This is a genomic window from Amycolatopsis sp. NPDC057786, assembly GCF_042797905.1.
Lineage (GTDB): Bacteria > Actinomycetota > Actinomycetes > Mycobacteriales > Pseudonocardiaceae > Amycolatopsis.
The window spans coordinates 14,988-32,117 of record NZ_JBHVKW010000073.1; the positions used below are offsets into that span (position 1 = coordinate 14,988).

The following is a 17,130-nucleotide window of genomic DNA, read 5'->3' on the forward strand; positions in this document are numbered from 1 at the left end:
AACGATCAGTACTGTTCGGGTTCTTCGCCGAGTACGGCGGGAGCGACCGGGGACGACTGACCCCAGACGTTCTCGGTCTCCACGAGCCACGGCGGGATACGCCGTCCGGAACCCAGGTCGCCGCCCGCGCCCATGCCCATCGGCATCATGGGCATCATCGGCATCGCGCCCTTGGCCGCCGCCGCGCCCGCGGCACCGGCCGCTCCGCCCGCCAGGCCGCTCATCGCGCTGCCCGAGCCGCCGTCGCCCGCCAAGCCGGAGAACGCGGCCGGGACCTCGCCGGGGCCGGAGACTCCGCCGCCGCCCGCGCCGATCGCCCCGCCGTCCAGCGACGGCGCTCCGCCACCGCCGATCGGGATGCCGCCGCCGGCGCCACCCGCGGTGGCGCCCGCCGCGCCGGCGCCTCCGCCCGCGGGTTCGCCGTTCTTGTCCTTGCCGTCGTTCTTGCCACTGGCCCACGCGGGCACCCGCGGCATGATCGAGCCGAACCGGCCGAACGCGGCGGCCGAGGCCGCGGCGAGACCGGCGGTGAACATGTCGCCGAACAGCGGATTCGATTTGGGGACCTGGCCCGGCTGCCCGGTGGTGGGCGGCGTGGAGCCGTCCGACGGCAGCGGATGCGTGTTGTCGCCCGGAACCAGCCCGACGCCGGGCGTGCCGCCGATGTCGTTGCCGACCGAACCACCGGGGGCGGTGCCGCCACCGGTGACCGGCGGCGGGGTGACGGCGTTCGGCGAGGCCGGAATGGATTCCTCCACTGAGGAGTACTCGCTCGCGAGCTGGGTCATCACCACGATCGCCTTGCTGTGCGCCGCGCTGGCCGCGCTCGCGGCCTGCTGCTGCGCTTCGACGTTCGCGATGGCCTGCTGCCGCTGCTGGGCGGCGCTGATGATCGTCGACGGCGACGAATCCGGGGGCAGGAGCGGAGGATTGACGGCCAGTGCGAGATCCGCGGGGGAGACGTCGGGCACCGCGACCGGCGGCGGCATCTCCTTCTTGGCCTTCACCAGCGCGTCCGCCGCGTCTTCGAGAAGGTTGTTCATCGCGTGCGCGGTCTGGGCGACCTTGCGGATTCCGCCGACGAGATCGGTGATCATCGTGTGGTACTTGTCGGCGGCGCCACCGGTCCAGTTGCCGGAGAAGTCCTTCAGCTCGCCGGTCAGGTTCTCGGCCTGTTCGAACAGGCCGGTGCCGGTGGACTGCCATTTGTGGGCCGCGTGACGCGCCGTGTTGGGGTCGCCCGCCTGCAGCATCGCGTAGAGCTGCTGGTGCGAGTACGCGGCGAAGTTCGTGTGCGCGGTCTCGGTCATCCCTTGTTCCCCCCGCCGTTGGAGCCGCTGTTGCCGCCCAGCACGCCTCCGAGGACGTTGAGCAACGGATCGAGCAGCCCGGTCTGCCGGCTCGCGTGGTTGATGTCGCCCGCCACCGAGTCGTCTGCGGCCGCGTAGCCGTCGGCGACGGTCGTCGTGACGTCCTGCGCGAAGGTGATCGCACCCTTGACCTGGTCCAGCAGGCCCTGCATCTCGGCGACGGCCGCCCGGTGCGCCTTGTCGAGTGAACCCGCCTCCCCGAACTCGCCGAACAGCAGTGGCTGCTCGCCAAGGGTCAGCAGGAAGTCGTTCGGCTTGGACATCGCGTGGATCTGGGTCTCCAGTTCCCGCACGAAGTCCTTCAGTGATTCCAGATGGACGTAGTACGACTGGTCTTGCATTGATCCCGGCTCTCTCGTGAACGGCCACGCCGACAAGGGGACGACTACGCGCAAAGCCGGCCGGCCGGTGCCGAGGGGGGTGAAAGCACCGGCCGGCCGACGGATGGGGATGATCAGCCGGCGAACAGGCCCTGGTTACGGTTCTCCAGGCCGTGCTGGAGATCGTGGGCGTCGCCGACCTTGCCACCGAACTGCGCGATGATCGCCACGATGTCCGCGGTGGCCTGGCGCAGGCGGGTTTCAGACGCACGGGCGGCCTCACCGGCGGAGCTGCCGGAGGCGTACCAGGTCTGGGTGATCGGCTGCAGGTTCGTGTGCAGCTGTTCGAGCTGGGACGTGAGCGCCTTGGCCTTGGCGGCCAGCGAGGCCGAGCTGTGCTGCAGCGCGGCGAAGTTGATTTCGACGACGTCAGCCATGATTGGTGGTCCTCTCGCGGATCAGGGGTTCAGCCGGTGGATCACGGTCTGGTCGACGACTCCGCTGACCCCGGTGAGGCTTTCCCGGACCTGCTCGTCACCCGAGTTGTAGTTCCGGTTGCTCTCGTGCACGAGGCGCGACATCGTGTTGAGCTCGTTCACGGCGATGGTCATCTTCTCCTGCAGACGGCGCTGCAGATCCCAGAACGCGACCGCCTGGTCACCCTTGTAGTTGTGCAGGGTCTGGGTCAGCTCGCTTTCCAAGCTGGCCATCGTGGTCTTGGCGTTCGACGCGGTCTCCTCGAACCCCTGGACGGCGCGCGCCATCGCAGCTGCGTCTGCCTGATATCCCGTACCGGTCATTGATGGGCCACCTCCTCTCATCTCGCTGGAAATCCCGGTGAGCACCAGGGGACGCCCTGTCTGCTCTTGTGAAGGACACGCTAGAAAAGAGGTGAGTGCGGTCAAACGGCACAACTGCCGGTCGCACTGACGGCACTATTACCCACAGGTCGGTGGTAGGGCCTTCCCCACCCCCGATCAGGGGGAGCGCTCCAGTGTCCGGATCGGAGCTTCCCGGCACGCTCGATCCCATGGTGGACAAGGGATCCAGGGTTGTGTCGCATCGGCCGTTGATGATCTTGGCGGCGGCGATGGCGGTGCTCGGGGTCATCGCGCTCGGCGGTCTGGTTTTCGACGATCGCAGCCTCGTCAACGCGCCCATTTGGCTCAAACCGCTCAAGTTCACGATTTCCGTGGGGCTCTACGCGGTGACACTGGCCTGGCTGATCGGGCAGCTGACCCGGGGCAAGCGGCTCGGCTGGTGGCTCGGGACGGTCTTCGCCGTCGGGCTCGGCCTGGACATGGCGTTGCTGTTCTGGCAGATCGCCATCCGCGGCAGGACACTCCACTTCAACCGGGAGACGCCTGCCGACCAGTGGATCAACGACATGGTCGCGAACGGCGCCTTCACCGGCTGGGGAGCGACGGCGGCGATCGCGATTCTCCTGCTGTTCCAGCGTCTTCCCGACCGGGCGATGAACTCCGCGTTGCGCGCGGGTGCCGCGCTGTCGGTCGCCGGAATCGGGGTCGCGCTGCTGATGTTCGGGCCGAACGAACAACAGATGGCCCAGTTCCGCGCCGGCGAACGGCCGTCGATCCTCGGCGCTCACGCGGTCGGTGTCCCCGACGGCGGCCCGGGGCTGCCGGTGCTGGGCTGGAGCACGGTGGGCGGGGACATGCGGATCCCGCACTTCTTCGGAATCCACGCGATCCAGGCGCTGCCACTGGTCGCCTTCGGGCTGCTCAAACTCGCCCGGCGTTATCCGGTGCTCGAATCGGAATTCGTGCGGCGGAATCTGGTGCGGACCGCCTCGGTGGGCTTCGCGGGGGTGCTCGTGCTGCTCACCTGGCAGGCTCAGCGAGGACAGTCCATCGTGCACCCGGATTTCTGGACGCTGGTCGCGGGGGCGGGAGTCGTCGCGGTCGTGGCGGGCGGTTCGGCGCTTTCGCTTCGGGCTCCGCGGCCGATGCATCAATTGACGTGAGTTTCCGGGAACCGACCTGGACGCCGTTCGTAAGCCATCGCCGGCGTCCGGCCTGGCACGGCGACTCGGGCGGCCCGCAGCTGACCGCCGTACGCGTCACTGCTGGTTCCGGTGATGCGGACGTTCGCGGTCTTCAAGACGCTCGATGGCGGGTTGTCGCCCTGCGTGCGGCCCCAGCCGTAAAACTGGCTCGTGGTGCCTTTGGCCGGGTTCGCGGTGCGCCGCCGATGAATACGCCCTCCGGCCGGCGTCGGGGATTCCGAATCGAGTTGAACCGGTTTTACCAAGCAGAGGTAAGGGTCTTGGTATCCGACCGAAGTCGGTTGTCCGTCCTGTGTGAATTCCGGAATCGAGTGGACGCCGCCTCTTGCCGTGGACCTCCGTTGTATCCGGATTCCTGGGCCGTGGCTCGCCTGCCGACGTCTAGGGTGTTCGCGTGACGACAGTGATCGTGCTGAACGGCGGCTCCAGTTCGGGTAAGTCGGGGATCGCCAGGTGCCTGCAAGCGGTGTTGCCGGATCCCTGGCTCACCCTCGGCGTGGATACCTTGATCGACGCCATGCCGTCCACGGTGGACGACGGGATCGACTTCGCGGCGGACGGTGCGGTGAATGTCGGATCCAGTTTCCGGCGGCTCGAGGACGCGTGGATGGCCGGTGTCGCGGCGATGGTGCGTGCCGGGGCCCGGGTCATCATCGACGACGCGTTCCTCGGTGGGGCCGCGTCGCAGCAGCGGTGGCGTGACGCGCTGGACGGACTCGAGGTGCTGTGGGTCGGGGTCCGGTGCGACGGCGCCGTGGCCGCCGGGCGGGAGATGGCGCGGGGGGATCGGGTCACGGGGATGGCGGAGACGCAGGCCGAAATCGTGCATCGAGGCGTGGTTTACGACCTCGAAGTGGACACTGGGGTGAATGAAGCCTTGGTCTGTGCGCGGGAGATCGCCGCACAGGTCGGGTGATTTTCGTTAGGGCGAGGCGGCGATCGAGAGGGTCTCCGAGAGTGTCGCCGCTTCTTTGTTTAGCGTGCAGAGCCGGGCCCCGCCCGCGTTTTGCTCGTCGGCGGTTTGAAGGTCCCCTAGGACTCCAGGTCCGCCGGGCTGACGAGCGAACACGGGTCGATCGACGCGGTGTCCTGCGCCGGAGGTGCCGACGGCCTGCTTACGGCAGGTGGACTGGCGATGATCTGCCGTGGTGTCGACCGAGACCGAGGAAGGGCGCGGTGCCAGCGCGACGCATCTTGACGGCCTGTCTTGCTCGTGGCTCCAAAGTGGACAGGGTCGACAGGGCATGACCCATCCACGAAGGCGCCTCAAGAGTGCCTTCGTCGAAGTCTGGTGCCACGCTTCAGAAGGGTGGGGTGTCGTCTTCGGGTCGTGGGTCGTGGAGTGGCTCCGGGGTGGTGGTGTAGATGCGGCCGGTGGGGGTGGTGATGGTCATGCCGCCGTGGCCGGTGGGTGTGGTGGTCCAGCCGGGTTCTTCTTTGAGGAGGTTGTGGATTGTGCAGGCGGCGTGGCAGTTGTGGTGGTCGGTGCCGCCGTGGCGGGCCCAGGTGGTGATGTGGTCGATTTCGGAGAATTCGGCGGGCCGGTGGCAGCCGGGGTGGGTGCATTCCCGGTCGCGGGCTTTGATCAGGCGGGCGAGTGAGGCCGGGGACCGGTAGGTGCCGGGGCCGGCTTCGAGGAGTTGCCCGGTGGCGGGGTCGGTGATCAGCCGGGACCAGGTCGAGGCGGGGTCGGCGGCGATCTCGCGCACGAGCCAGCCAGGGATGGGGCCGTAGCCGGCGAGGGTGGCGGGGTCTTCCCGCGCGCCGGTCAGGGTCAGCAAGTCGACATAGACATGGACATGCGCCCGCGGTGTGCCGTGCCCGTCCTCGGCCAGCAGCCGTTCGGCGAAGATGTCGGCCCGGTGCTGGTCGAGGGTGCGGGACTTGTCGTCGGCGCGGCGGGTACGGGCTGCGTGGCTCAGGGAGGCGTAGATCGAGCTGGCGACCTCGGCGGGGAGCCAGCCCGACAGCTTCGACATGGCCTCGTCCTCGTGCTCCAGCGCGATATGCCGCAGCGCGCGTTTGGCCGCGGCGCGTTCCCGGTAGCCGCCGGGATCGAACTTCTGCACCGCGTGATCCACCGACTTCCGGATCGCCCCGGGATCACGCCCGGCGAGACGTTTCGCCATCCACGCGTCCACCTGTGCGGCGACCTCATCGGAGACCTCACGGGTCAGCTGCGACACCTTCGACGCCTTGTACAGATCGATATCGCCGTTCTCCAGCGCCGCCAACGTGTTCGGCAACCGGGCCACCAGCGCACACGAGGTCTCGACCAGCAGGTACGCCTGATTGCGGGAGACCGAGAAGGCCAACGCGACCTCCTCGGTCACCGATCTTCGCGAACCACCCACCACGGCGAAACCCGCTATCGAACGCACCTGCCGGCCCTGCGCCCGCCGGAGCACGACCTCCTCGGCATAAGCGGCATCAAGAAAACGAGCGGCTTTCGGGTTAAAAGCAAGAGACTGGGTCATGACCAAGATCATACTCGAACAAGTGTTCGATCGCCACTGGATCGGCGACGTGCGGTCAAGTGCGCGAAATCCTTGTGCGGGCAACGTTATCTGGCATGTGCACGTGGTTCGTTGCGCTCGCGCCTATGCTGGGCTGACAGCCGGTCGGCCAGCAAAGACCAAAGATGCCGCGGTCGGCTTCGAGCACCACGGCTGAGACCTCATGAATCCAAACCGGAATCCTGACGCGAAAGTTTGTCCAGATCGCGTTCGCAGAACCTGTGGTGAGCCCATTCCTCGCCGAGCACGGTGCCGAGGCATTGCCGCACTGTCCGCCCTTTGGCGTACGGAGGCCATCTGTCGTCGTCGGGCACCGGCGCGGGCTGCGCGAGCTGATCGGACGTGACCTGAGCCAGCCACGTCCCGATCCCCGAAGCCTGCCGGTCGCGCTCGGCGAGCACCTCGCCGAGGCTCGGTCGGACGGACGGGTCGAGCCCGTTCTCCTGGTCCATTACGGACGGTGGACCCAGTCCCATGGCCGTGAACGGCTCGGTGAGCCCGAGCACGCAGCGCCGGAACCAGGAGTCGTGCACGAAGACAAGGTGACGCAGGGTTTCGACCATCGACCACTCGCCGTCCACGCCGTGGTGCTCGCTGTTCTCGGGCATGGACCGGACGCGCTCGGTGGTCGCCGCCCAGTCGTCCCGCAGATGCCGCCAGGCCTCTCGCAGGTCGGCGGGCTCATCGGAGCGGATCAGCAACCGCACCGGGTGGCGGCGGTCGAGCTCCGCCTCGACGTACGACATGACCTCGACCCCGTTGACCACGAGATTGGTGACCAGGCCGTCGATCTCGGCGTCCTGCATGACCACGCCGACCAGCCGGGTCCTGCTCAGGTCGCATTCGCGGAACTCCGCGCCGGTGAGGTCTTCGTCGTCGAAGCGTCGCATGCCGCCAGACTAGGTCGTCGCACGCCTCTGCCGCTTATCGACGAAGGTCACCTCACAACAGGAACGGCATCCGAAACAGCGCGAACGAGTTCCTCGACGGCCTGCCCCCACCGGGAAACGATGACGAGATCACGATCGGGATCGATCCACAGCAAGTGCTGATCCGATCCCGGCGACGATCGAAACGACGCTTTTCGTGACACTGAACGCCATTTCCGGCGTATCGGCATCGCCCCACGCGGCGATGCACTCTCCGCCGAGAAAGATCACCCCGCTGGTTCCGGACGCCGGCAGCAGCGGTCCCAGCACCTCACGGTGCGTACGTTCTTTCAGATGGCCTGCGCCGCCGCGGCGGCGTGAACAGCGGACAGATCCAGTGTCATGCCCCACCAGGTTAGTCCTCCACGGGCTTCGTCCAAGCCACCTGCACCAGCCCCGTCCCATGCCGCCGCGACACCAGCACCCCTCGTCCCGCGGGCTGAGGTCCGGGCTTCACTTCCCCGAGCAGCGCCCCTTCGTCCCGCGACCCGGACATCACGAGACCGGGGGAGCCCAGCTCCCGGATCCGTTGCAGCACAGGCTCGAACAGGGACCGTCCGGCGCCGCCGCTTCCGCGCGCGATGACGAGGTGGAGCCCGATGTCCCGCGCCTGCGGCAGGAATTCCAGCAGCGGCTGCAACGGGTTCCGGCCCACGGTGGCGACCATTTCGTAGTCGTCGACGAGGACGAACAGTTCCGGCCCCCGCCACCAAGACCGGTTCCGCAGCTGATCCGGCGTGACGTCCGCGCCGGGCAGCCGGTTCCGCATGGCCTGCTGGCATTGGTCGATCAGCCCGGTCAGCACGGTTTCGGAACCCGCGTAGCCGAGCAGATGCGAATCCGGCACCGCGCCGAGCATCCCTCGCCGGTAATCGGCGACGACGATCGCGGCCTCGTCCGCCGAATACTTCGACACGATGCCTTGCGCGATGGCGCGCAGGAGCGAACTTTTGCCGGATTCCACGTCACCGAAGGCCAGGAAATGCGGTTCGGTGGCGAAGTCGAGATGCACCGGCCGCAGGTTCGATTCCGCGATGCCGAGCGTGACCTGCTTGCGCGGCCCGGCTTCCAACGAGTCCAGCGGGACCTCGGGAGGCAGCAGCCGGACCTGCGGCGCCGCCGCACCCTTCCAGGCCGCCGAAATCCGGCGATTCAGGTCCAGGCCACCGGCGCCGATGGTGTCCGGCCGCTGGTCCGAGTCGATCCGCGGGAGCGCCGCGAGGAAATGCAACTTGTCTGCGGTCAGTCCCCGGCCCGGCCGGTCCGCGGGGACGTTCTGCGCGATCTTGCGGTCGATCAGCGAGTCCGCCGGTTCGCCGAGTCGCAGTTCGAACTTTGTGCCGATGGCGTCGCGCAGCGTCGCCCGCATGCCCATCCACTGGTTGATCGAGACGACGACGTGGATGCCGAAGCCGAGCCCGCGCGACGCCAGGCTGGTGATCTGTTCCTCCAGCTGCTCGTATTCCTGGCGGATCGTGGTCCAGTTGTCCACGAACAGGAAGACGTCGCCGAATTCGCGGCCTTCCGTACTCTCCCGGAATTCCGAACGTCGCTGGCGGAACGCCGCGATCGACTCGATCCCGTTGGCGGAGAAGAACTCCTCACGCTGTTCGAGCAAGGTCGTCAGCTCCGCGACGACACGGCGGCAGCGCTGGGCGTCGCGCCGGGTCGCGTAGCCGGACACGTGGGGCAGCCCGGCGATCGGCGCCAGCGCGCCACCGCCCATGTCCAGCACGAACAGCTGGACCTCTTCCGGCGTATGGGTGAGCGCGAGCATCGCGGCGATGTCCCGCATCAGTGTGCTCTTGCCGCTCTGCGGCGCCCCGACGATCAGTGCGTGCCCGGCGGCACCGGAGAAATCGGCCCACAGCATGTCGCGCCGCTGTTCGAACGGCTTGTCCACCAGGGCGACCGGGATCATCAGCTTGCCGTTGCCGCCCCAGCCCAGCGGGCACAGGCCGCGCGCGGGGTCTTCGCCGAGCGGAGGCAGCAGCTGGTCCAGCGTAGGGGGTTCGGCCAGCGGTGGCAGCCAGATCTGGTGTGCTTCCGGGCCTTTGCCCTCGATCCGCGAGATCATCGCGCCGATGATCGTCTCGCCGGTGCCCTTCTCGACCGGCTCCTCCGCTTCGACGGTCACCGGGATCTCCACCGGCGCCAGCGTGAACGGCATCAGTCCGAGACTCTGGCCGTCCTTGCGCACGATCTTGCTGCGCGGCGGCAGTTCCCCCGAGACGTACGCGGCCTTGAGCCGGACGAGGGTGTCGTTGTCGGACTTGAGATACGCCGAACCGGGCACGGGCGGCAGCTGGTAGGCGTCGGCGACACCGAGCACCGCGCGGCTCTCCGACGCGGAGAACGTCCGCAGGCCGATCCGGTACGACAGGTGCGAATCCAGCCCGCGCAGCCGTCCTTCCTCAAGCCGTTGCGAGGCCAGCAGCAGGTGGATCCCGAGACTCCGGCCCAGCCGTCCGATCGCGACGAACAGGTCGATGAACTCCGGCCGCGAGGACAGCAGCTCGCTGAATTCGTCGATGATCACCAGCAGCGACGGCAACGGCCGCAGGTTCGCGCCCGATTCCCTGGCCTTTTCGTAGTCCCGCACCGACGCGTAGTTCCCGGCCGCGTGCAGGAGTTCCTGACGCCGCAGCAGTTCGCCGTTCAGCGCGTCCGCCATGCGGTCGACCAGCGCGAGATCGTCGGAAAGGTTGGTGATGACGGCGCAGGTGTGCGGCAGTCCGGTCATCCCGGCGAACGTCGCACCACCCTTGAAGTCGATCAACGCGAGGTTCAGCTTCTCCGACGAATGGGTGACGGCGAGCGCGGTGACCAGCGTCCGCAACAGCTCGCTCTTGCCGGAGCCGGTCGCGCCGATGACCAGCCCGTGCGGCCCCATCCCGCCTTCTGCCGATTCCTTGAGGTCGAGTTCGACCGGCCTGCCCTCGGGGTTCACGCCCAGCGGGATCCGCAGCCGGTCCCGCGCGGACCGCGGCGCCCAGGTGACCTCGGTGTCGGTGTCGCGCGGATCGCCGATGCCGAGCAGCCCGGCCAGCCCGAACGTCGCCGACATCGGCGCCTCGCTGACCACCGCCGTGCCCTGGAACAGCGGCGTCAGCATCCGGGACAGCGCTTCGGCGGCCCCGCGGTCCAAGGTGTCCGGCTTGCCGAGGAAGCCGAGCCGCTGCTCCGTTCCGTCGCCGACGACCATCCCGAGCTGTTCCGGGCTCATGTGCAGGCTCAGCAGCCGTTCCGACGACACCGACCGCGGCTGTTCCGTACCGATCTCGATCACGGTGACACCGAGCTTGCCCTCCTCGGCGACGAGCCGCGTGTCGCCGTGGGTGTGCCCGCCGTCGACGATCACGACGATATGCGGCAGGTCCAGCCGGGCGTCCGGCCGCCGGGTGAACGCGGGCCGGTCGCCGAGGTCGGGGCCGAGGAGTTCGGCGAGCTTCCCGGCACCGGAGTCGACCAGCCGCCGCGGACCGGCGGCGTCGGCGGCGGTGGAGGCGACGTGCGGCAGCCACTTCGCCCATTCCCAGTCGTGCAGCCGGTCGTCCTTGACGCACAACGCGATCCGCAGGTCGCCGGGCGCGTGGAAGGTGGCGAGCTGGGTCAGCAGTGCCCGCGCGGTCCCGAGTGTGTCCGGGCGGCGGCCGGAGAGGACGACCTGCGCGAACGACCGCAGCGAGACCGCGACCGGGAGCCCGTCGACCGTCGAATAGGTGCGGATGAAGTGTTTGAGGTTCGTCGAGCACACCGGGTCGAGGTCTTCCAGCGGCACGGTCTGCGGCGCCTTCAACGGTGTCGCCAGCCGCTGCGGCCCCGTTCCGATCCGCACCTGCCCGAACTGGGCGTCCGACCGGCGGCGATCCCACAGCCTGCCCGTCTCGATACAGGCCCACAGATCCGCCGGATCGGGCTGCAGCGCCGTCATCGCCGCGCGCTGGTTGTCCGCGATGTCCCGGACCTGACCGCGCAAACCGGTTAGATACCGCTGGTAGTCGCGGCGTTCCTCGTTGATCTGCGCCTTCTTCTGCGCGCCGCCGCGGCCGAGCGACATCACCACCATGCCCACCATCGCGGTGAGGAACAACGCGCCGAAGATGTACGTCATCACGCCGCCGTCGCGTCCGATGTAGACGAACGACATGGCGCCCATGCCCAGCATCATCGGCATGAACATCAGCAGCTGCATGGCTCCGCCGGAGGAGCCCTTCGGCAGCATCGGCGGGGACTGCAGGACGATTTCACCGGGCTGCTCGCCCAGGGCGGGCAGGCGGTCGCGAGTGGCGCTCATCAGGGTCTTTCTGGCCGCTTGTGGGTAATCCTGCCGATCATTCTGGCCACTCGTGCCGCCCTCGCGGTGGGTACTTTTGCCGTCCGCCCGCGTCTGGTGGCGAACTTACGCTGCTGGTCAACGCAGACGTGGGGGAACGAGAGAAGGAGAGCCATGGTCGGCACGGGCGAGTACCGGGCGGAGCCCGAGGCCATGCGCTCGGCGGTCGGGAACCTGGGCGGCATCATCATGCAGGGCATCAACGTCGTCGCCGACCTCGAACGCACCGTCCTCCAGCCGATGTCGTTCGCCACGTTCGGCAGCGCGGTGGCGGCCGCCAACACGGCGATGCAGAGCCAGCAGGTGGTCGCGGTCCGGACGCTCCTGCAACTGCTGCAGCAGATCAACGGCTTCATCAAGAGCAGTGCCGACGCCTACCAGGCCGCCGACGAGGCGGTCGCGGGCGGCTACGGCGGCCGTCCCGGCGGCGGCGCGGGTTCGGCGTCGTCGTCGATCTGGGGCAACTCGCACGCCTCCGAACTGGCGACCCTGGCGATCAACGACAGCGCCGGCGGACAGGGCGAGCCGTCATCGGTCGGCAACGTGCTGCGCTACCTGGGGGACGCGCGGCTGGGACAGCTCGGCGATCACCCGATCACCGACACGCGGTTCCACGGCGTCTCGGATTTCAACGACTGGCTGGCCGGTGACGCCGACAACCAGGCGCGGGTCGGGGTCATCGAGGTCTACGCCGGGACGGCGCGCAACTTCGGCGACGTGCCGGGCGGGGTGCACAGCGGCGACGTCGTCGTGGTCGAACCGCTCCTGTTCTCCGACCGCGAGCCGATCATCGCCATCGCCGGAGAGGGCGGGCTGCTCTACAACCACGGAATCGTCGACGCGGACATCAACGGCCTGGCGAAGGTCAGTGTCTACCGCCCGGCTTCCGTCTGACTTCCGGCCTGAGGAGCGACCATGCTGACTTACCCCAATTCCAGCGCGATGGACGCCACGGCGTCCTCGGGCGGGCCGATCACGATCCTGCCGCAGATCCTCACCGGTCAGCCGGAGCAGATCGCGAAGCACGTCCTCGAAGTGCTCAAGAAGGCCAACGAGTTCCTCACCATGTACAACGAGGTGACGAAGGCCGCCGAGCAGCTGGGCAAGATCTGGTCCGGCGCCGCGTCGGACTCCGCGTTGAAGAAGATCACCGACTCCCTGAACTCGCTGACCAAGATCATCCAGGTCGTGCAGAAGGGCGCCGAACTGCTCGGCATCGCCGGGACGCTGATCAAGACCGCGCAGACCGCGTACAAGGCGGTGGTCTCGGCGGTGAACCCGACGGTCGCGGGACTGATGTCGAATCCGTGGACCTACGGCGCCGCCGTCGCGCTTTCCACCGCCACCAGTGCTTCGCTGCGCGCGTTCATCACCGCGATCGGCGCGCTGCTGAAGGCGCTCGGCGTGGTCGACCTCGCCAACCAGATCACCCAGATCGCCACCATCATCGGCGAGGTCCAGAAACTGTTCGGGCACAACGACGCCGGGGACAACGGCGCGGCGGGCAACTCGGCGGTCTCCGGCACCCCGGTCACCAACCCGCAGGCTCCGGGTTCGGTCGCCAGCGGTTCGGGACAGGCCGCCATCGGCGGCTCCGGTGGCGGTGGGGGCGGTGGTTCGACGCCGGGCGAGACGCCGCCGTTCACCCAGTACCGGCCGCCCGCGCTGGGCGGGAACGGTTCCCAGGGCAACTGGCCCGGCGGCGCCGACGCCTGGATCCCGGTGGACAGACCCTCGGGTGGCGGCGCGGGTTCCGGAGGTTCTCTGCCGGGTGTGGGCAACGGGAACACGGTCACCATCACCACCGACCTGAGCACCGGCAAGTCCACCGTGCAGGCGCCGGGCGGTCAGGACATCGATATCGACATCGACATGAACTACGGCGGAAAGCATTTCGAGCAGCACATCGACATCGATGCGGGAGCTGACTCACCGGCGAAGGGCAGGTAGCCGTGTGGGGGAGCGGTGTGGTCGACGCTTCGGGCGTCGTCGGTTCCATCCTGTCGAATTACCGGCGGCTCGTGGTCGAGTACCAGCGGCGGGTCACCGGTGATCCTTCGGCGCTGACGGCGGCCGGCCGGCGGTGCGGCGACCGGGCGTCGACGGTTTCGGGCCGGGCGGACGAGATCGGCAAGGCGGCGAAGGCGCTCAACGCGTCTTGGGAGGGCGACGCCTACACGGCGTTCTCCATCTCCGCCGCGAAACTGAGTCAGGAACTCGGCGAGCTCGGCACGAAGCTGAGCGACCAGTCGAACCGGCTGCGGGCGGGCGCGCAGGCCCTGCAGGGCGCGAAGTCCTGTGTGGACTCGATCATCGCCCAGTTCGACCAATACGCCGCGCAGCTCGTCAGCCAGGCGCGGACGGCGAACGCGAACGCGGTCGACGCGTTCATCTCCGCCGCCCGCCGGCTCGGCGAGCGGGCCGCGCAGGCGGCGCAGGAGATCGCCGACGAGCTGAGCGAAGAACTCGCGCGGCTGTACCCGCCGGAGGGCACCGGCCGGATCGAGCACGAACTCGGCAAATGGGGCCGCGGCCCGTTGTACTGGCTCAACGGTGAAGCGCTCGACGGCCGCAAACGTCCGCGTTCGCATCCTTCCTGGTTCGGCAATTCCGGCTGGAAGAAGCTCACCTGGGACGGTCTCGAAGGCACGCGCGCCCCACGGGCGGGTGACACCCCGTTCGGCAGGCCGAAGCCGGAGGGCTTGCGCGACAAGGCGTGGGGCAACACCGAGATCACCTACGCCAAGTGGAAGCAGGAACAGGACGGCTTCACCCCGGGCTGGGACGCCAAGATCTCCTCGCAGGGCTGGGACGTCAAGGCTTCCGGGCACGCGGAATTGGCCGCCTTCAAGGAAGAACTCGAACGCAAGGGTGAGTGGGGCGTCGCTTCGGGCATCGCCAAGGGAACCGCGTTCGTCGGCGGCGAGGTGAACGGTTCGCTGCAGGCGGGCGCGCACGGGGTCGGTGTGCACGCCAACGCCTTCGTCGGCGGCAAGATCGAAGGCGAAGTCGCGGCGGACGTGGCCGGGGTGGGCGTCGGCGCGAGCGGCACCCTCCAATATGGACTCGGCGCGCAGCTCGACGGCCAGGCCGTCTACGACGCAGGGCATCTCAAGGTCAACTTCAAGGCGGGTGTCGCGCTCGGTCTCGGTGCCGGGATCGGCGCGAAGATCGACATCGATCTGCCGAAGATCGCGGACACCGTCGGCGAATACGGCGGCGCGGCCGTCGACGCGGTCAGCGGCGCGGCGGGCCAGGCGGCGGACGCCGTCGGCGAGGCGTGGGACGACGCGATCACCTACGTGGGCACGTGGTGACGGGGATGAGCGAAACGATGACGCAGGACCGGGTCTCCCTTCCGCTCGGGTTCGACATCCCCGAAGGGTGGGTGCCGGTCGAGCCGGCGTCCGTCGGCGCCGAGGGCGCGGTCTTCGTGGCGGTGCACTCCGGGACGTACGCGGAATTCACCCCGAACATCGCCCTGAGCATCGGGCAACGGCCCGACCCGGCGGAGATCACCGGCATCGCCGACGAGGCCGTCGAACGCCTCGGCCGGACCACGGCCGCACTCGAAGTGGTGCGGCGCAAGGTGATCGGCACCGGGATCGCGCCGGGGGTGACGCAGGTGCTGCGCGTCCGCACCGGCGAAGGACAGGATCTCGTACAGACGCAGGTGCTGCTGACCGTGCCGGGGGCGACCCCTGCCGAGCGGCTGATCCTCGAAATCGCCTGTACCGCAACGCCCGAGGCGGCCCGTGGCCTCGGCGACGACTTCCGGCGGTTCGTGGGCAGTGTCCACGTCCGGCGGGATTTCACCGCTGATGAAGGAGAAGACTCGTGACCACCGACCCCTATGCCATGCCGGACATGGACGAGTTGCTGGACCAGGTCCGCAAGCAGACCGAAGAGGTGCAGCGCATCCAGCGTTCGGTCGAGGCGATGGAGGTCAAGGCGCACTCGCGGCAGAACGAGGTCACCGTCGTGCTGCGCGGTGACGGCCGGTTCACCTCGATCGACATCGACCCGCGCGCGGTGCGTCAGTACGACGCGCGCAATCTCTCGGAGATCGTGCTGGAGGCGGTCAACAACGGGCTGCAGAAACTGGCCGAGGCCAGCAGCGCCAAATTCGCCCCGGTCATCGAGTCCGCCAAGTCGATCGAAGCATGACGGCCGCGATCGCGGGCTCCACCCGGCGCGTCACGGTGGTGACACCGCGGGCGCGCGTCGACGTGGCGCTGCCGCAGCAGAGCACGTTCGCCGAACTCGTCCCGCAGCTCGTGCGGCTCGCGGGCGCGTCGGGGCAGGCGTCGGCCGAGCATCCCGGCTGGGTGCTGTCGCGGCTCGGCGGCGCGCCGCTCGCGCTCGGGCTCACGGTCGCCGCGGCGCAGGTGCGCGACGGCGAAGTCCTCCATCTGACCCCGCGGGAACGCCCGCGGGGTCCGCTGCTGTTCGACGACGTCGTCGACTCGATCGCCAGCGTCGCCGAGTCGGGCACCGGGCGATGGGGGCCGCCGGTGGCGCGCAAGGCGGGCATCGTCGCGTCCGTGGTGCTGCTGCTCGCCGGGGGACTGCTGGTGCAGGCCGCGGCGTCCGGCAGTGTGCTGGCGCCGATCGGGACCGGGCTGCTCGCGCTCGTCCTGGTGCTGGGCGGTGGCGCGCTGAGCCGCGCGTACGGCGACGCGGAGGCCGGTGCCGCCGGCGCGCTCGCCGGCGTCGGCGCGGCGCTGCTGGCGGGGATGTCGATCCTGCCGCCGCATCCGCTGTTCTCGCTGTCGGCCGGACCGCTGGCCGCCGGTCTCGCGATCGTGACCGTCTATGGCGTGATCGCGGCCGTTTCGGTGGCGGACCGGCTGCCGTGGTTCGTCGCGGTGACGGTGTCGGCCGGGCTCGGCGCGATCACGACCGCCATCGTCCTGCTGGCCGACGTCCGCCCGATTTCGGCGGCCGCCGTGGTCGCGGTGGTGGCGACGGCGCTGGCCGCGGTCGCGCCGATGATGGCGCTGCGGCTCGGCAGGCTGCCGCTGCCGCGGGTGCCCGACGACATGGACGCGTTCCGCGCCGACGAGAACCCATCGCTCGGCGAGGACATGGTCGGCGGGACGACGTACGCGCAGGCGTTGCTGACCGGGCTGCTCGTCGCGCTCGGGCTCGTCGTGGTTTCGGCTTCGGTGGTCCTGTCGTCTTCCGGCGGGGCTTGGGAAGCGGGCTTGTGCGCGCTGCTGGGTCTGGCGCTGATGCTGCGCTCGCGCGCCTTCGCCGGCCGCTCGCAGCGGGTCGTGCTCATCGGTTTCGGCGCGGCGGCCCTGGCGGCGGCCGGATTCTGGCTCGCCGCGAGCGGGCCGCGTTCGTTCGTCTTCGCCGCGGGCTGCGCCGTCGTCGTCGCGGCCGGCGTCTGTCTCACCTACGCGACGCGTGTCGCGAAGGGGCGTCGTTCTCCTTACTGGGCAAGGACTCTCGATATCGTGGAGTTCCTGGTGCTGCTCTCGCTGATCCCGTTCGTCGGCATGATCGCCGGCGTCTACGAGGCCGTGCGGGGCTGATCTCTCCGGCCGCGTTCAGTTGACGGGTAAGGCTCCGCTGACGTTGCGAAAGCCACTTTCGCAACGTTGAAGGTTGCGAAAGTGGCTTTCGCA

General features: G+C 68.9%; 17 protein-coding genes and 1 pseudogene. 9 read left to right on the forward strand and 9 right to left on the reverse strand.

The genetic code is table 11. The features are described 5' to 3' along the window. Positions 1-5 precede the first annotated feature (5 nt). The 4 genes from ACFVM3_RS29525 to ACFVM3_RS29540 form a co-directional block, all read right to left on the reverse strand. Entirely contained in the window at positions 6-1,310 is a 1,305-nt protein-coding gene (locus tag ACFVM3_RS29525; RefSeq protein ID WP_378443222.1) for a WXG100 family type VII secretion target, read from the reverse strand. Then, positions 1,307-1,711 (reverse strand): hypothetical protein, encoded by a 405-nt coding sequence (locus ACFVM3_RS29530; RefSeq protein ID WP_378443223.1) that lies wholly within the window; start codon positions 1,709-1,711, stop codon positions 1,307-1,309. Before ACFVM3_RS29530 ends, ACFVM3_RS29525 begins: the two co-directional genes overlap by 4 nt. A gap of 113 nt (positions 1,712-1,824) precedes the next feature. After that, a complete protein-coding gene (locus ACFVM3_RS29535) occupies positions 1,825-2,127 on the reverse strand; it encodes a hypothetical protein (RefSeq protein WP_378443224.1) in 303 nt (100 codons plus the stop codon). Between the two features lie 21 nt (positions 2,128-2,148). Next, on the reverse strand, positions 2,149-2,490 hold the full coding sequence (locus tag ACFVM3_RS29540) for a WXG100 family type VII secretion target (protein WP_076153289.1): 342 nt from the start codon (positions 2,488-2,490) through the stop codon (positions 2,149-2,151). Positions 2,491-2,720: 230 nt separating this feature from the next. On the opposite strand from ACFVM3_RS29540, the gene ACFVM3_RS29545 reads away from it, so the two are divergent. Continuing rightward, on the forward strand, positions 2,721-3,674 hold the full coding sequence (locus ACFVM3_RS29545) for a hypothetical protein (RefSeq protein ID WP_378443247.1): 954 nt from the start codon (positions 2,721-2,723) through the stop codon (positions 3,672-3,674). A gap of 68 nt (positions 3,675-3,742) precedes the next feature. Here ACFVM3_RS29545 and ACFVM3_RS29550 read toward each other — a convergent pair. After that, positions 3,743-3,892 (reverse strand): annotated as a pseudogene (locus ACFVM3_RS29550) (serine protease); the annotation flags it as partial. A 218-nt stretch (positions 3,893-4,110) separates the two neighbouring features. Here ACFVM3_RS29550 and cpt point away from each other — a divergent pair. Beyond that, positions 4,111-4,632: a chloramphenicol phosphotransferase CPT gene (gene cpt / locus ACFVM3_RS29555; RefSeq protein WP_378443225.1), complete on the forward strand. Its 522-nt coding sequence runs from the start codon at positions 4,111-4,113 to the stop codon at positions 4,630-4,632. A gap of 385 nt (positions 4,633-5,017) precedes the next feature. On the opposite strand, the gene ACFVM3_RS29560 is transcribed toward cpt, so the two are convergent. Further along, positions 5,018-6,049, reverse strand: a complete 1,032-nt coding sequence (locus tag ACFVM3_RS29560; protein WP_378443248.1) for a DUF222 domain-containing protein — start codon at positions 6,047-6,049, stop codon at positions 5,018-5,020. Between the two features lie 142 nt (positions 6,050-6,191). On the opposite strand from ACFVM3_RS29560, the gene ACFVM3_RS29565 reads away from it, so the two are divergent. Then, positions 6,192-6,389: a hypothetical protein gene (locus tag ACFVM3_RS29565; protein ID WP_378443226.1), complete on the forward strand. Its 198-nt coding sequence runs from the start codon at positions 6,192-6,194 to the stop codon at positions 6,387-6,389. Between the two features lie 4 nt (positions 6,390-6,393). Here ACFVM3_RS29565 and ACFVM3_RS29570 read toward each other — a convergent pair whose 3' ends face one another. The 3 genes from ACFVM3_RS29570 to eccCa form a co-directional block, all read right to left on the reverse strand. Continuing rightward, positions 6,394-7,122, reverse strand: coding sequence for a DinB family protein (locus ACFVM3_RS29570; RefSeq protein WP_378443227.1), 729 nt, complete (start codon positions 7,120-7,122; stop codon positions 6,394-6,396). A 129-nt stretch (positions 7,123-7,251) separates the two neighbouring features. Then, complete coding sequence (locus ACFVM3_RS29575; RefSeq protein ID WP_378443228.1) at positions 7,252-7,431, reverse strand: hypothetical protein; 180 nt, start codon at positions 7,429-7,431, stop codon at positions 7,252-7,254. A gap of 85 nt (positions 7,432-7,516) precedes the next feature. After that, positions 7,517-11,458: a type VII secretion protein EccCa gene (eccCa, locus tag ACFVM3_RS29580; RefSeq protein ID WP_378443229.1), complete on the reverse strand. Its 3,942-nt coding sequence runs from the start codon at positions 11,456-11,458 to the stop codon at positions 7,517-7,519. Positions 11,459-11,611: 153 nt separating this feature from the next. Here eccCa and ACFVM3_RS29585 point away from each other — a divergent pair, with 153 nt between their 5' ends. Genes ACFVM3_RS29585 through eccD form a run of 6 tightly spaced genes read left to right on the forward strand, consistent with a single transcriptional unit; the run spans position 11,612 to position 17,037 of the window. Beyond that, a complete protein-coding gene (locus ACFVM3_RS29585; protein WP_126733749.1) occupies positions 11,612-12,391 on the forward strand; it encodes a WXG100 family type VII secretion target in 780 nt (259 codons plus the stop codon). 21 nt (positions 12,392-12,412) lie between these two features. Continuing rightward, positions 12,413-13,447: a hypothetical protein gene (locus ACFVM3_RS29590; RefSeq protein ID WP_378443230.1), complete on the forward strand. Its 1,035-nt coding sequence runs from the start codon at positions 12,413-12,415 to the stop codon at positions 13,445-13,447. Between the two features lie 17 nt (positions 13,448-13,464). Next, on the forward strand, positions 13,465-14,814 hold the full coding sequence (locus tag ACFVM3_RS29595; RefSeq protein WP_378443231.1) for a WXG100 family type VII secretion target: 1,350 nt from the start codon (positions 13,465-13,467) through the stop codon (positions 14,812-14,814). Positions 14,815-14,819: 5 nt separating this feature from the next. Continuing rightward, on the forward strand, positions 14,820-15,338 hold the full coding sequence (locus ACFVM3_RS29600) for a hypothetical protein (protein ID WP_378443232.1): 519 nt from the start codon (positions 14,820-14,822) through the stop codon (positions 15,336-15,338). Further along, entirely contained in the window at positions 15,335-15,664 is a 330-nt protein-coding gene (locus tag ACFVM3_RS29605; RefSeq protein WP_016336001.1) for a YbaB/EbfC family nucleoid-associated protein, read from the forward strand. Before ACFVM3_RS29600 ends, ACFVM3_RS29605 begins: the two co-directional genes overlap by 4 nt. Further along, on the forward strand, positions 15,661-17,037 hold the full coding sequence (gene eccD, locus ACFVM3_RS29610; protein ID WP_378443233.1) for a type VII secretion integral membrane protein EccD: 1,377 nt from the start codon (positions 15,661-15,663) through the stop codon (positions 17,035-17,037). Before ACFVM3_RS29605 ends, eccD begins: the two co-directional genes overlap by 4 nt. Positions 17,038-17,130: the final 93 nt, after the last annotated feature.

What these genes read in the sequence shown, in the direction of transcription:
- ACFVM3_RS29565 (WP_378443226.1), top strand. Translation starts at nt 6,192, where the DNA reads ATGACCAAGATCATACTCGAACAAGTGTTCGATCGCCACTGGATCGGC.
- ACFVM3_RS29590 (WP_378443230.1), top strand. Translation starts at nt 12,413, where the DNA reads ATGCTGACTTACCCCAATTCCAGCGCGATGGACGCCACGGCGTCCTCG.
- ACFVM3_RS29535 (WP_378443224.1), bottom strand. Translation starts at nt 2,127, where the DNA reads ATGGCTGACGTCGTCGAAATCAACTTCGCCGCGCTGCAGCACAGCTCG.
- ACFVM3_RS29540 (WP_076153289.1), bottom strand. Translation starts at nt 2,490, where the DNA reads ATGACCGGTACGGGATATCAGGCAGACGCAGCTGCGATGGCGCGCGCC.
- eccD (WP_378443233.1), top strand. Translation starts at nt 15,661, where the DNA reads ATGACGGCCGCGATCGCGGGCTCCACCCGGCGCGTCACGGTGGTGACA.
- ACFVM3_RS29585 (WP_126733749.1), top strand. Translation starts at nt 11,612, where the DNA reads ATGGTCGGCACGGGCGAGTACCGGGCGGAGCCCGAGGCCATGCGCTCG.
- ACFVM3_RS29525 (WP_378443222.1), bottom strand. Translation starts at nt 1,310, where the DNA reads ATGACCGAGACCGCGCACACGAACTTCGCCGCGTACTCGCACCAGCAG.
- ACFVM3_RS29545 (WP_378443247.1), top strand. Translation starts at nt 2,721, where the DNA reads ATGGTGGACAAGGGATCCAGGGTTGTGTCGCATCGGCCGTTGATGATC.
- ACFVM3_RS29570 (WP_378443227.1), bottom strand. Translation starts at nt 7,122, where the DNA reads ATGCGACGCTTCGACGACGAAGACCTCACCGGCGCGGAGTTCCGCGAA.
- ACFVM3_RS29530 (WP_378443223.1), bottom strand. Translation starts at nt 1,711, where the DNA reads ATGCAAGACCAGTCGTACTACGTCCATCTGGAATCACTGAAGGACTTC.
- eccCa (WP_378443229.1), bottom strand. Translation starts at nt 11,458, where the DNA reads ATGAGCGCCACTCGCGACCGCCTGCCCGCCCTGGGCGAGCAGCCCGGT.
- ACFVM3_RS29600 (WP_378443232.1), top strand. Translation starts at nt 14,820, where the DNA reads ATGAGCGAAACGATGACGCAGGACCGGGTCTCCCTTCCGCTCGGGTTC.